Source organism: Moorella thermoacetica, from assembly GCF_001267405.1.
GTDB lineage: Bacteria > Bacillota > DSM-521 > Neomoorellales > Neomoorellaceae > Neomoorella > Neomoorella thermoacetica.
This window is the reverse complement of sequence record NZ_CP012369.1, coordinates 1,359,532-1,371,997: the sequence shown is the minus strand read 5'-3', so window position 1 is coordinate 1,371,997 and position 12,466 is coordinate 1,359,532. Positions and strand designations below refer to the sequence as shown.

Annotated in this window: 14 protein-coding genes and 1 riboswitch; all 14 genes read left to right on the top strand. The window is 51.5% G+C overall.

The genetic code is table 11. The features are described from left to right. Positions 1-13: 13 nt before the first annotated feature. The 14 genes from MOTHE_RS06900 (at position 14) to MOTHE_RS06840 (ending at position 12,454) form a co-directional block, all read left to right on the top strand. Positions 14-637, top strand: a complete 624-nt coding sequence (locus MOTHE_RS06900; protein ID WP_011392944.1) for an HD-GYP domain-containing protein — start codon at positions 14-16, stop codon at positions 635-637. A 134-nt stretch (positions 638-771) separates the two neighbouring features. Next, positions 772-2,115 carry an NAD(P)/FAD-dependent oxidoreductase gene (locus tag MOTHE_RS06895; RefSeq protein ID WP_053094839.1) on the top strand — a complete coding sequence of 448 codons (1,344 nt, stop codon included), beginning with the start codon at positions 772-774 and terminating at the stop codon, positions 2,113-2,115. 143 nt (positions 2,116-2,258) lie between these two features. Continuing rightward, on the top strand, positions 2,259-2,483 hold the full coding sequence (locus tag MOTHE_RS14255; RefSeq protein WP_071541788.1) for an FmdB family zinc ribbon protein: 225 nt from the start codon (positions 2,259-2,261) through the stop codon (positions 2,481-2,483). 19 nt (positions 2,484-2,502) lie between these two features. Beyond that, positions 2,503-3,345 carry an MBL fold metallo-hydrolase gene (locus tag MOTHE_RS06890; RefSeq protein WP_011392942.1) on the top strand — a complete coding sequence of 281 codons (843 nt, stop codon included), beginning with the start codon at positions 2,503-2,505 and terminating at the stop codon, positions 3,343-3,345. Next, on the top strand, positions 3,345-3,659 hold the full coding sequence (locus MOTHE_RS06885) for a radical SAM protein (RefSeq protein ID WP_053094838.1): 315 nt from the start codon (positions 3,345-3,347) through the stop codon (positions 3,657-3,659). Before MOTHE_RS06890 ends, MOTHE_RS06885 begins: the two co-directional genes overlap by 1 nt. Before the next feature lie 66 nt (positions 3,660-3,725). Further along, complete coding sequence (locus MOTHE_RS06880; RefSeq protein WP_011392941.1) at positions 3,726-4,463, top strand: DUF364 domain-containing protein; 738 nt, start codon at positions 3,726-3,728, stop codon at positions 4,461-4,463. Positions 4,464-4,594: 131 nt separating this feature from the next. Further along, positions 4,595-4,879 (top strand): DUF4405 domain-containing protein, encoded by a 285-nt coding sequence (locus MOTHE_RS06875; protein WP_011392940.1) that lies wholly within the window; start codon positions 4,595-4,597, stop codon positions 4,877-4,879. A 347-nt stretch (positions 4,880-5,226) separates the two neighbouring features. Beyond that, a complete protein-coding gene (locus tag MOTHE_RS06870; protein ID WP_011392939.1) occupies positions 5,227-5,628 on the top strand; it encodes a pyridoxamine 5'-phosphate oxidase family protein in 402 nt (133 codons plus the stop codon). A gap of 707 nt (positions 5,629-6,335) precedes the next feature. Beyond that, positions 6,336-6,473: riboswitch (molybdenum cofactor riboswitch) on the top strand. Positions 6,474-6,566: 93 nt separating this feature from the next. Beyond that, positions 6,567-7,412, top strand: coding sequence for a DUF364 domain-containing protein (locus MOTHE_RS06865; protein ID WP_011392938.1), 846 nt, complete (start codon positions 6,567-6,569; stop codon positions 7,410-7,412). Continuing rightward, a complete protein-coding gene (locus tag MOTHE_RS06860) occupies positions 7,378-8,430 on the top strand; it encodes a FecCD family ABC transporter permease (protein WP_053094837.1) in 1,053 nt (350 codons plus the stop codon). Before MOTHE_RS06865 ends, MOTHE_RS06860 begins: the two co-directional genes overlap by 35 nt. Further along, a complete protein-coding gene (locus MOTHE_RS06855) occupies positions 8,427-9,209 on the top strand; it encodes an ABC transporter ATP-binding protein (protein WP_011392936.1) in 783 nt (260 codons plus the stop codon). The genes MOTHE_RS06860 and MOTHE_RS06855 overlap by 4 nt, the downstream gene beginning before the upstream one ends. A gap of 82 nt (positions 9,210-9,291) precedes the next feature. After that, the gene (locus MOTHE_RS06850) at positions 9,292-10,401 is read left to right on the top strand and encodes an ABC transporter substrate-binding protein (protein ID WP_235551354.1); all 1,110 of its coding nucleotides are present in this window, start codon (positions 9,292-9,294) and stop codon (positions 10,399-10,401) included. Between the two features lie 19 nt (positions 10,402-10,420). Next, positions 10,421-11,503: a methyltransferase gene (locus tag MOTHE_RS06845; protein WP_011392934.1), complete on the top strand. Its 1,083-nt coding sequence runs from the start codon at positions 10,421-10,423 to the stop codon at positions 11,501-11,503. 81 nt (positions 11,504-11,584) lie between these two features. Continuing rightward, on the top strand, positions 11,585-12,454 hold the full coding sequence (locus MOTHE_RS06840) for a DUF364 domain-containing protein (RefSeq protein ID WP_011392933.1): 870 nt from the start codon (positions 11,585-11,587) through the stop codon (positions 12,452-12,454). The last annotated feature ends 12 nt before the right edge of the window (positions 12,455-12,466 follow it).

Sequence of the window (12,466 nt, the reverse complement as noted above, 5' to 3'; positions counted from 1 at the left end):
GAGGGGAACCGGGATGCCTTCCTGGATATACGGGCGTAAACTGTATGGGGTCTACCATGACATTATTGAATGTTTAACAGCTGCCCTGGAAGCCAGGGATCCTTATTGTGAAGACCATTCGCAGCGCTTGGCCGATATGGCCCTGGATTTAGGCAGGAAAATTGGTTTAAAGGGTGGGGAACTGGAGCGTATACATATGGCCGCCCATTTGCATGATATCGGTAAAATTGGCGTTCCGGACCAGATTTTGCGCAAACCGGGCTACCTTTTACCTCACGAATGGGCAGTGATCAAGCGCCATCCCGAGATAGGCTATAAAATCTTGACCAAATCGCGGCGATTGAGCTCGATAGCTCGATTGGTCCTGTACCATCACGAACGCTGGGACGGTAAGGGTTATCCGGCTGGTTTAAAAGGCGAGGCCATCCCTTTAGGCTCGCGGATTATTGCCTTATGTGATGCCATTGATGCCATGACCTCAGAAAGGCCTTACCGCCCGGCCCTTACCTGGCACCACTGCTGGGAAGAAGTTGTAGCCAACAAAGCCATCCAGTTCGATGCGGTGCTGGTGGAGGCGGCGGAGGCATTGTGGCCCATGTGGGAGAATAGGTGGTCCTTGACAAAGGTTAGAGGGTAGCTATAAATTTAAAACCGATTATACTAACGGAAATTTTTTCTCTAACTATTATTGACATATGACCTAATAAATACTATACTATTTACAAAACTAAGTTCTAGTATTAACAAAAAACATGGAAAGGGGCGGCTGGTTTGAAGGGTACGGATGTACTAGTTATCGGCGGGAGTGCGGCGGGCCTTACGGCAGCTATTACTGCCAAAAGGTATTTTAAGGACAAAAAGGTAACCGTGGTACGTAAAGAAGAAAAGGTTTTGGTACCCTGCGGTATCCCTTACATTTTCGGTACTGTGGGGAGCCCCGACAAGAACCTCATCCCGGACGCCACGCTGGTTAATAACGGCATAGAACTGGTGATCGATGAAGTTATAGGAATTGACCGCCAAAGCAAGGCTGTTTCTACGGTGAAATCTGGTAGCATCACCTATGAGAAACTCGTCCTGGCTACCGGATCGTCTCCTGTTGTTCCACCGGTAAAAGGGGCTGACCTGGAAGGCGTTTTCGTCGTCAAAAAAGATGTGGCCTATCTTGAACAACTAAAAAAGGCCCTGGACAAAGCAAAAAATTTGGTTATCGTCGGCGGCGGCTTTATTGGCGTTGAGTTTGCCGATGAGTGCAGGAAGGGGCGAGAATTGAATATTACCATTGTCGAGCTTTTGCCCCATTGCCTGGCCCTGGCATTTGATGATGAGGTCTGCACCATGGTAGAGGATAAACTCCGCTCTCAAGGGATAAACATTATCACCGGGACAAAAGTAGAAGAATTTCTGGGTAACGGTAAAGTAGAACAGGTGAGACTTTCCAATGGCGAAACCCTGCCTGCCGACATAGTGATCTTCGGCATCGGCGTGGCGCCCAATATTGAACTGGCCCAAATGGCGGGACTGAAAGTTGACCATCGTTTCGGTATCTGGGTTGATGATTATATGCGTACCAGTGACCCCAGTATCTTCGCCATTGGTGATTGCGCCAAAAAAAGCTCGTTTTTCGGGCACGGACCGTCCCTCATCAAACTGGCTTCCGTAGCCACCCATGAAGCCCGGGTGGCGGGGGCCAACCTGTTCGGCCTCAGGCAGTCCCGGGTGGCGGCAGTAGGAGTGTTTTCGACAATTGTCGGCGACCTGGCCCTGGGGTCGGTAGGCCTGACGGAAAGGGCGGCCCGGGAAGCGGGTATTGAGGTCGTAACTGGTACCGCCAAGGCGCCTGACAGGCATCCAGGGAGTATGCCGGGGACCAGAGAACTGGGCGTAAAGTTGATCTTTACTAAAGATACGGGTGTAATTTTAGGCGGGCAGGTTTATGGCGGTACTTCGGTGGGCGAGCTGACCAACCTGCTGGCGGCTGCCGTGCAGCATAAGATGCGGGCCGACGAGCTGGAAACCATGCAGGTAGGGACCCATCCGGCCCTTACCGCTTCGCCTGTTGCTTATCAAGTAACAAATGCGGCCGAGGACGCCGTGCTTAAGCTAAGAAGCTAATTACCAGCCTATCAGGCTTTCTTACAGCGAGGGTAATTTTTACGCCAGGGGCCCCTCTTGTAAAGGAGGGGCCTTTTTTGCAAGGCGATATTGACGTATGTTCTTTATAGATTTATACTAGAGGCAGGCGGAGGTGACTATTAATGCCGGAATTTGAATTCAAATGCAGCGAGTGCGGGGCTATTTGTACATTTAACAAGCGAGAAGATGCGGATATTTGTCCTAAGTGCGGCAGCACGAGATTAGTAAGGATATTCTCGGCGCCGCATATAGTAAAAAGCCGCCCAGAGGCAGGCGGGAAAACCCTGTGTTGCGGGAGGGATTCCCGGCCGGAAGGCTGCACGCCCGGCGGTTGCTGCCGCGGTTAAAAGGGGAGGGTAAATAAGAATGGCTGAAACCGTTGAAATCATCAACCTGGTAGATAATTCGGTCACCGCCAGGGGTTTAATAGCCGAGCATGGCCTGGCTTTCCTGGTACGAAAGGGGGAAAAAACCTTCCTTTTCGACACCGGGGCCGGGGCCGCCGTTGTCCAGAATATGTTGAGCCTGGGCCTCGATCCCCGGGAAATTACAACCATTGCTTTAAGCCACGGTCATGACGACCATACCGGTGGCCTGAAAAAGATCTGCGAGATTACCGGGCCCCTTCCCGTATACGCCCACCCCGATGTCTTCACGGCCAAATACCGCCTCCGGGAAGGGGAGGAAGCCAGGTATATCGGCATCCCCTGGTCGCGGGCAGAATTAGAAGCAAGCGGTGCGGTTTTCCACCTCTCCCGGCAACCCGTCGAGCTGGCTGAAGGAATTGTCTTGACCGGCGAAATCCGGCCACGGCAGGCTTTTGAAGCCTTGAGCCGGGAATTTCGCCTCCTTGCCGGTGGTGAGTATCTCCAGGACAACCTATGGGACGACCAGTCATTAATTATCACCACCAGGGAAGGGCCCCTGGTGCTCCTGGGCTGCGCTCACTCTGGGCTAATCAGCACCCTGGAGCGCGTCCTGGACCTTACCGGTGCCGATCGCATCTTCGCCGTCATCGGCGGCACCCACTTGAAGGACGCCAGCCCGGAACGGCTGGAGGATACAATCAAGGCCCTACCGCGTTTTGGTCTCCGGTACCTGGTAGCCTGCCACTGCACCGGCTTTCAGGCCAGTGCCGCCCTCTACCAGGCCCTGGGAGATAAGTTTATTTACAATGAAACAGGACGTGCCTTCAGGTTTGTCTGTTAATGAGCAAGAATGGCGCCGACTTCCCGTGGGAATTTTTTGTGCGTTATATCGCCCCTTATTTGCGCCAGGTAGGTTTGATCTACTTCCAGGGCTGGGGTGAACCGCTGCTACACCCGCGGCTATTTGACATGATGCAAGCGGCCAAAGAACAGGGCCGCAGGGTGGGTTTCACTACCAACGGCATCCTCCTGGGAACCGCTGTTTTAGAGCGGCTGGTAGAAATGCAGAGTGATATTCTGGGCCTTTCCGTAGCCGGGGGCAACCAGGTTACCATGCCGCGTTACGGTCCGGCTCCAGTCTCAAACGATTGCTGACAAACATTGGCCGCCAACTGTTACAAGCTCTTTGGCATGTAGCGCTATACGAACGGGGGCAAATGTATGAGCCTGATTGAAGCTATTATTGCCAGCCTATCCGGCGATGAGGTTGTGAAGGAAGTACGAATCGGTCCTTTCTGGACCGGGGTGTGGAGCCGTTACTGCGGCCTGGCCTCGACAACCTTTACTCACGAACATGAAAACCGTTTTCCTGTAGGCGAAGCGGGCTTTTTAACAGGTAAAAGCGCCCGCGAGCTTTGCCGCTATGCTACCTCGACAAGCCTTCTGGAAGCCTCTATAGGGCTTGCTGCGATCAATTCTTTGTTAGAGGTGGATATGGAGCAATGTCAAGATATTAACGCCGGGGAATTACTGATAGAAAGGGGGGCAGGAAAACGGGTTGCCGTGGTGGGGCACTTTCCTTTCGTTCCAGGACTGCGGCGGGTAGCAAGAGAACTCTGGGTGCTTGAAAGAAGGCCCCAAAGCGGCGATCTCCCGGCTGATGAAGCAGCGAATGTCATTCCCGGGGCCGACGTGGTGGCCATAACCGGCACGGCCCTTATTAACGGTAGTATGGAAAGCCTCCTTAAGCTGTGCCGGAAAGACAGCCTGGTAATGGTACTTGGCCCGACGACGCCCCTTACACCTCTATGGTTTGACTACGGGGTGGACCTGGTTTCCGGGACGCGGGTGGTGGAGCCGGAAGTGGTGCTGAAGTTTGTTTCTGAAGGCGTGGTGTTCAAGCAATTGCATGGGCGCGGCGCAAGGTTGCTCACCATGGCGAAAAAGGGGTTGAAATAACGGTGCTATCTGGGCAGCGTTGTTGCTTTCATAGTTCAGGTAGTTGTGATAAGTTGTTGGGGTTTACAACCATGTCTGTAGTGGGTCCTCTAGGGCATCGAGTGTAGGATTCAGAAAGGGGAAGATTAGGGTTGAACAAATGGAAGGTTAATTATTTTCTCGATTTGGCTCTTTTTTTGAGTGCCCTGGGCTTGGCCCTTTCTGGTTTCATACCATGGTTGATTCTTCCGGCAGGGAGATATGGTAGACAAGCTTTTGCTCCAGGTTTTATTTTTAGCCGCCAAGGATGGGTGGAAATACACCGCTTGCTGGCGATAGTAATGGTGGGCCTGGTTTTAGTTCATCTTTATCTGCACTGGGACTGGATTGCAGACATGACCAGGCGCATTTTGGGCGGCAGGGATAAATTGCGCTAAAATAACACCTGCGGAGGCTTTTGCCAGACCTCTGAAATAGGAGCAAATGGAAAGAATAGCTGCCCGGATGGGTAGCAGGACAGAAATTGTTGGCCAGTTTGCCGGCAATGTGTATAGGAAGAAGTTTATTACAAGCTCCAAAATGGTCGCCCGTAAACAGGAAAAATCAAGGTGGGTTGGGTAATTTTTACGTTTAGCGATTGACGAAAGTGGATAGAACAAAATCCAGATCAAAAGCTGGTAAGGAGAAGAAAGTGCATTTATGCATTTACTTGACATATGTTCTTTTAAAAAGTATAATTTCCTTGAAATCCAATTATTTTCGTTAGGTAAAGGGGTTGATAATTATGGCAAAATTAAATTCGGAAGTTAAAAATGTAATCGCCAAACAGGGAGTTTTTCCTATGGCTACTGCGTCTAAGGATGGGTTACCTAATGTTGTACCCATGACTTTTGTAAAAGTATACGATGACGAACATCTTTTAATCGTGGATAACTTTATGGAGAAATCAAAGGACAATCTAATAAATAATCCTTATGTCGCTATATGTGTTTGGAGTATGGAAGACAAGCAGGCTTATCAAATAAAAGGGAAAGCCGCCATCCATACTTCGGGTCAGATTTTTGACGAGGCGGTGGCGTGGGTAAAGCGAGAAATGCCGGTATTGCAGCCGAAATCTGCTGTGCTTATAGAAATCACCAATATTTATGTTTGTCAACCTGGCGATAATTTGGGTAAAGAATTGTAATGGTGGCTAAAGAACTGCGATTTTTAGGTATTTGGTCCCCGCCTTTTATTAGCGGGGATTTTTGTTGTTAATACCCCCTCGCCAGGGAAATAGCCGCCGTTAGGTTGACCGCGTAAATTTTCGATGTTTTGAGGGCGACAATCATTGCCGGCGATAAACAGACGCTTTAGAGCTATTTTTAAGATTACCTTTGCAAAAATAGCAAGGCGTTTAAAAACCGCGAAAATCGTTGTTCCGAAAATCTACGCCAAATAAAACAAACTTATGAAGGAATATTACGACCCAAAAGCTGTTTTAGAGGCTATATGCTTTAAAAATAGTAATTGACATAGTATCAAAATAAAAAATAATATAATTGTGAGTAAAAGAGCGGAAGATGAGTTGTATTAGCGGCAGTAAGACTGTTTTTGCCTTAAACATTTAGCCTTCCGGCCGTATATTTTCCACAGTTTTGACTTGGGCTTCTTTACCAGCCAGGTAAAGTCGATCTAGCCAAAGGAAAACCCTAATAATACCGAGCAGTTATTTATCATATGTCGAAATAAAACCGAAGGTATTTATTGCCAGGTAGTAAAAAGAGGCCGGGTAAAAGTGGGTGACCAGATAACATTGAACGGTGGCGCGCAGGAATAAGAATTTTATGCCGACAGGCAGGAGTTTTAGAACGTATGTTGAATATGGTTAATTAGACTTAAGGGCATAAAATAAAATATTGACATCTCCGAGCCGGTTTAACCTAAGGAGCGATCTATGGTGGCCGGCCTGGGCTGAGAGGCCCACGGGGTATACCGGGAAACTGGTATGCCTTCCCAGGTTTGAGTATAAGGAGGTGGCTGATTAGTGGCTGTTTATGGCTTTTATTAGCCCCACCTTCCTACAGGTGGGGTTTTAGTTTTAGGTGGTGCTAAATGGCAGAGCGAGGATAAGGAGGCAAAGCTATGTGGGAAGTCTATGATGAATTAATCGCGGCGGTGCCGCCGGATCTGGAGGTAGAAGATTGCATCGTCGGCCTTAACTGGATCCTGGTCCGTTCCCGGGCTACCGGCCTGGTGATGACGCCCCTGGAGGGCCATCCGCGCATCAAGCTGGCCGGGGAAATAAAGGGCATGCCCGTGCGGGATCTGGCGGAGTACATTAAGTCCTGGAATAATTTTGAAGCAGCCCTGGGCCTGGCGGCCATAAATTCTGTTTTGAACACGCCGGAACAAGTAGAGAGTCTCTGCGGCCGGCCTTTAAGCAGCCAGCCCCAGATGAACGCGTTTACCTGCTTTCAGGAACAGGTGCGGGGCAAAAAGGTAACTGTTATTGGCCATTTTCCCGACCTGGACCCCCTGGCGCGCAACTGTAAACTCACAATTTTAGAACGCCGCCCCCGCGAAGGCGATTTACCCGACCCTGCCTGTGAGTATATTCTCCCGGAGCAGGATTATGTATTTATAACCGCTACCACCCTGATCAATAAAACCTTTCCCCGGCTCATGGAGCTCAGCCGCCGGGCGCGAGTGATCCTGGTGGGTCCCAGCACCCCTATGACTCCTGTGTTGTTCCACTACGGCATTGATACCCTGGCGGGGACCGTGGTTGTGGAACCGAAGTTGATACGGCGGGTAGTTCAAGAAGGCGGCTGCCTGGAGATATTCAAGCGCGGCGGCCGTATGGTTCAGGTGAGCCGGGATGAAGGGCTTGCTGTAGCATTGAGCAGGCAGAGCCGGGAACAGGCCGTTCAAGTAATGATGGGGAGGAGGTTTAGTGCGATTGGCGCTGGCCAGGAAAACTTCGCCTGATATACCCCTGGCCAGGGGGTACCGCTGGAGAGAAATCGCTTTGCCGGCCCTGCCGCTGCTGGTATTCCTGCTCTCTTTTCCTTTGGGCCGTTATACCATATCCCCCGGGCAACTCCTAACCATCCTGGCGGCAAAGGTATTTCCCATTGAACCCACCTGGCCGGCCACCATGGAAACAGTAGTCTTCCAGGTGCGTCTGCCGCGCATTATCGCTGCCATGCTGGTTGGGGCCGCCCTGGCCACCGCCGGCGCTGCCTACCAGGGAATGTTTAAGAATCCCCTGGTTTCGCCGGACATCCTGGGGGCCTCGGCCGGGGCCGGTTTCGGCGCTGCCCTGGCTATCTATTTCTCCCTGGGTGTAGTCGGTATCCAGGTCAGTTCCTTTCTATTCGGCCTCCTGGCCGTATTTCTGGCTTACGCCTTAAGCAACCGGATCCGCCACGACCCTGCCCTGGTCCTGGTTCTGGCCGGCATCCTCACCGGTACCCTGTTTTCTGCCGGTACTTCCTTAATCAAGTACCTGGCCGACCCCTACGATAAATTACCAGCCATTACTTTTTGGCTCATGGGCAGCCTGGCGTCCATTTCTCCACGGGACGTTTATGCGGCCCTGGTGCCTGTGTTGCTGGGAATAATACCCCTTTACCTCCTGCGCTGGCGCCTTAACGTCCTCTCTCTGGGGGAAGAGGAAGCCCGGGCACTGGGCCTGGAAACCGCCAGGTTAAGGTTGATTGTGATCCTGTGCTCCACCCTGATGACCGCAGCCTGCGTCTCCATCAGCGGCATGATTGGGTGGGTGGGGTTGCTGGTTCCCCATCTGGCCCGCATGGTGGTAGGGCCCAATTATAAGGTTTTATTGCCAGCCACCATCCTGATGGGCAGCGCCTACCTGCTGTTGGTTGACGACCTGGCGCGGGTGCTGGCAACGGTGGAAATCCCCCTAGGTATCCTTACTGCTTTGATTGGCGCTCCCTTTTTTCTGTATTTATTACAGCATACCCGGAGGGGATGGTTATGAAGCTGGAGCTTAAAGGCGTGACCTGTGGCTACTGGGGCCGGGCGGTCGTCAGCGGGGTATCTATGGAGGTAGAGTCCGGGGAAATAATGTGCCTGCTGGGGCCTAACGGTTCGGGGAAGACGACGCTTTTCAAAACTATACTGGGCCTGATAAAACCCCAGGCGGGGGATATCCTCCTCGGAGGTAAAAATATCTGCGGCTGGCCGCAGGCCCGGATAGCCAGGGTCATGGGCTACATTCCCCAGGCCCATAACCCGCCCTTTCCCTTCAAAGTCCTGGACGTGGTCCTCATGGGCCGCACGGCCCACCTGGGCACCATGGCCGCGCCGGGCCGAGAGGATGTGGCCATCGCCCGCCGGGCCATCGCCACCCTCAATATCTCTCACCTGGAGGACCGGATCTATACGGAGATCAGCGGTGGTGAACGGCAACTGGTCCTCATCGCTCGCGCCCTGGCACAGGAGCCCCGGCTCCTTATTATGGACGAACCCACCTCGGCTCTGGACTTCGGCAACCAGCTCCTGGTCTTAAGCCACATCAAGCGGCTGGCGCAGATGGGGCTGGCCATCATCATGGCTTCCCACTTTCCCGACCACGCCCTCCTCTATGCCAGTAAAGTAATGCTTCTGAAGAAGGGCCAGGTCTATAGCCTGGGCCGGCCGGAGGAGACGGTGACCGAAGAAAGCCTCAAAAACCTTTACGGTGTAGACGTGAAGATAATCAGCACCAGCTTACCGGGGGAGCAGAAAGCGCAGGTCTGCATTCCGGTGAGCAGGTGAGTAATAGCGTTTATTGGCCTCTATAAACTGGTACAATCATCTTAATGTTAACAATATTTACATTTCGGGCAGATAATGCCTTATGGTTTTAAAAATGAAAGGAGGAAGGAACAAAGTGTATAGAGCTATCAACAAAAAGTTGGTAACTTTTTCGTTGATCAGTATGCTGCTTTTAATGACGTCTTTTATACTTGCCGGTTGCGGTAACCAGCAAAACAAACCGCCGGCTGCAACGGAAAAAACGGTTATGGATATGGCCGGTAAAAACGTAAAGCTACCGGCTTCCATAGACAGGGTGATTGTGACCTGTTATGGCGGTGCCAGTCACGAGCTGGTAGTTCTGGGCGCCGGGGATAAAATCGTTGCCCAGCCATCCATGAAAAGATTTCCTCAACTCGTGAAAATGATGCCCCGCTTTAAAGATTTGCCGGATCCAGGTATTTTTGACAATGTCAATATTGAGGCCATCTTAAAATTAAAACCCGATCTGGTTGTGGCCAGTGTAACTTCAACGAAAGGCAATCAAAAAATTGAAGAAGCCGGTATCCCGGTGATTACCGTTAGTACGGGCGTAGCGGATATTGAAGCTTTAAAAAAAGAGTTCCGGATGATGGGGGAGGTCTTGAATAAATCTAACGAGGCCAATGCGCTGGTATCGTACTGGGACAACTGGTTGAAGACCATCAAAGAGCGGGTGTCTAAGATACCTGAAGCAAAAAGAAAAAGAGTTTATTACATGCTGGGAGCACCGCTTCATACCAACGGCAGTGCCTGGTGGGGTCAAACTTTAATTACCGCTGCTGGTGGCCTCAATGTAGCCAGTGAGATTGGTAAAGGTAGAGATATTAATATTGAACAGCTTTTAACATGGAACCCGGATGTAATCATCATCAGTAGCAATGAAGGCCGCTTTATTCCTATATCTGAAGTAAAAAACAACCCTCAATTCAAGGATTTGCAGGCTGTAAAGGAGGGCCAGCTTTATCAATGTCCCATTGGTACCTTTTGGTGGGACCGGCCTTCGCCAGAGGGCATTCTCGGTATCCTGTGGCTGGCCCAAATCCTTTACCCCGAAAACTTTCGTGATGTAGATTTGACTCAGGAAACGATTAAGTTCTACCAAACTTTTTACCACTACAACCTGACGGAACAAGACGTTAAGGAATTTTTCAATCCCGGTCCTTTGCAATAATTTAAATGGAGGGTTTATCATGTCCAATCACCCGCAAAGTTTAATGGACCTGGCTTGCCCCCAGGGGGTTGAAAGGATTGACAGCATTACAGCCGGTTATCAGGCTTACCAGGTACTGAGGGCCGCCCTGGAACTGGGGCTGTTTGATTGGTTGGCGGAAAATGGTCCCGGCTGCCGGGAGGAGATCACCACTGCCCTCAAGTTAAACGGCATGTTTACCCGTAGTTTTCTCCAGGCCTTGGTGGACCTCGGCTTTTTAACCTGCAAAGGCGAAAAATACAGGTTAACCGAATTGGCGAGAGATTTCTTGGTGCGGCGGAGCCCTTGCTACCAGGGAGATCTATTCTTGAGCACCGCCCGGCCTGATTCCTGGTGGAATAACTTTAAAGACACCCTTACCGTCATAAAACCCCCGGAACAGGACTTTGATGCCGTTCCAACCCCCGATTTTATTAAAGCCCTGGCCCAGCGTTCCCTCCGGGGAGAGTTGCAGGCAGTCACCCGCAGCATAGTCGCCTGGGAAGGGTTTAGAGGGGCCAGGACGCTCCTTGACCTGGGAGGCGGGCACGGTTTTTATGCCATAGCCCTGTGCCAGGTCAATCCTAACCTCAGAGCCGTTGTTTTCGATAAACCCCACATTATTGCCTGCACCAGGGAATTTATCCGGCAGTACGGCCTGGAAGACCGGGTGATAGTCCAGGGGGGCGATGCGTGTTCGGAAGAATGGGGAGGAGGCTATGATATAGTCCTTATTTCTCATTTGCTTTACAAGTACCGCAAAGAATTAGCGGCATTTATTGGTAAAGCCTTTACCGCCCTGAAGCCCGGCGGCCTGCTGGCGTGCAATCACTGGTTCTGCGCCCCGGGTTGTGGATCAGAGGGAGATGGTTTGCGGGAACTCGATAGATCCATCCATAGCTTTGGCCATCCCCTGTGCCATATGGAGGAATTCAATAACCTGTTGGCTACTACCGGCTTTAGCCTGTGGCAGTTACTTGATGTTCCCAGCGCCTATGGTATGGCGAAATTGCACCTTGCTGTTAAAAAAGGATTGGCATCAACAAAGGCTATGATGCCGGGGAGTTGCAGCGCCTGCTGCTAACATGAAAATGCCCTTGCAAATTTGCACCTGGGGTTTTTGGCTGAAAGGGATGGTATTTTGAAAACCGGAGGGGAAATAGAAATGGTAATGGCGGGAGTTAGCTATCAACCGGGTACGATCCTGCGGGAAACCATACATTCTATCCGCAACATCCTTGGCGATTCCCTGGATGATTTAACAGTGGAGCGGGTGGTTATCGGGGTATTCTATACGGGTGTAAAGCTGAGTAACGGCCAGGGCGGCTTGTGTTTTACACCTATAAAAGCAATTCCCGGGGCTGTATGCTGCCCCAGTTCTGCCAGGGCTATGCCCGCCTCGGGAGAGTTGAGGGGCCGGAAGGCGACGGCGTTCCTTGAAGGGATGTTCGCCGATCAGGCTTTGCGGAGGGCCCTGGGGATAGCCGTACTCAATGCCCTGTCGGCCACCTGTTGGCAGGTGCGACCGCCCATGAACTATACTCTTAAAACAGGCGCCAATGCCCTGGACCAGGTAATAATACCAGGTGAGGGTCAGGTAGTGGTTGTTGGCGCTCTGGCTCCTTTCCTTAAGGTCCTAAAAAGGCAGGACTGCCGGTTTACTATTCTTGAACTAGATCCTGCCACCCTTAAAAAGGATGAATTACCGTTTTATCGACCGCCAGAGGATGCCCCGGAAGTGATACCTTGGGCCGACCTCCTGATTATCACCGGGACTACCCTGATCAACGATACCTTAGAAGGTTTGTTGAGCGTTGTTAAGCCCGGGGCACAGGTGGTGGTAGTTGGACCAACGGCGAGCATGCTCCCCGATGCTTTCTTCCGCCGGGGTGTCAACCTCTTGGGAGGCACCCTGGTTACCAAACCGGACGAGTTACTGGATGTTCTGGCGGAAGCCGGCTCCGGGTACCATTTCTATGGTCGCGCGGCTGAGATGATGGTTTTACGGCTTTCGGATCATGGCGGCACAATTTAATAAACATAACAC

What these genes read in the sequence shown, in the direction of transcription:
- MOTHE_RS06900 (WP_011392944.1), top strand. Translation starts at nt 14, where the DNA reads ATGCCTTCCTGGATATACGGGCGTAAACTGTATGGGGTCTACCATGAC.
- MOTHE_RS14255 (WP_071541788.1), top strand. Translation starts at nt 2,259, where the DNA reads ATGCCGGAATTTGAATTCAAATGCAGCGAGTGCGGGGCTATTTGTACA.
- MOTHE_RS06890 (WP_011392942.1), top strand. Translation starts at nt 2,503, where the DNA reads ATGGCTGAAACCGTTGAAATCATCAACCTGGTAGATAATTCGGTCACC.
- MOTHE_RS06885 (WP_053094838.1), top strand. Translation starts at nt 3,345, where the DNA reads ATGAGCAAGAATGGCGCCGACTTCCCGTGGGAATTTTTTGTGCGTTAT.
- MOTHE_RS06880 (WP_011392941.1), top strand. Translation starts at nt 3,726, where the DNA reads ATGAGCCTGATTGAAGCTATTATTGCCAGCCTATCCGGCGATGAGGTT.
- MOTHE_RS06870 (WP_011392939.1), top strand. Translation starts at nt 5,227, where the DNA reads ATGGCAAAATTAAATTCGGAAGTTAAAAATGTAATCGCCAAACAGGGA.
- MOTHE_RS06865 (WP_011392938.1), top strand. Translation starts at nt 6,567, where the DNA reads ATGTGGGAAGTCTATGATGAATTAATCGCGGCGGTGCCGCCGGATCTG.
- MOTHE_RS06855 (WP_011392936.1), top strand. Translation starts at nt 8,427, where the DNA reads ATGAAGCTGGAGCTTAAAGGCGTGACCTGTGGCTACTGGGGCCGGGCG.
- MOTHE_RS06850 (WP_235551354.1), top strand. Translation starts at nt 9,292, where the DNA reads ATGGTTTTAAAAATGAAAGGAGGAAGGAACAAAGTGTATAGAGCTATC.
- MOTHE_RS06845 (WP_011392934.1), top strand. Translation starts at nt 10,421, where the DNA reads ATGTCCAATCACCCGCAAAGTTTAATGGACCTGGCTTGCCCCCAGGGG.
- MOTHE_RS06840 (WP_011392933.1), top strand. Translation starts at nt 11,585, where the DNA reads ATGGTAATGGCGGGAGTTAGCTATCAACCGGGTACGATCCTGCGGGAA.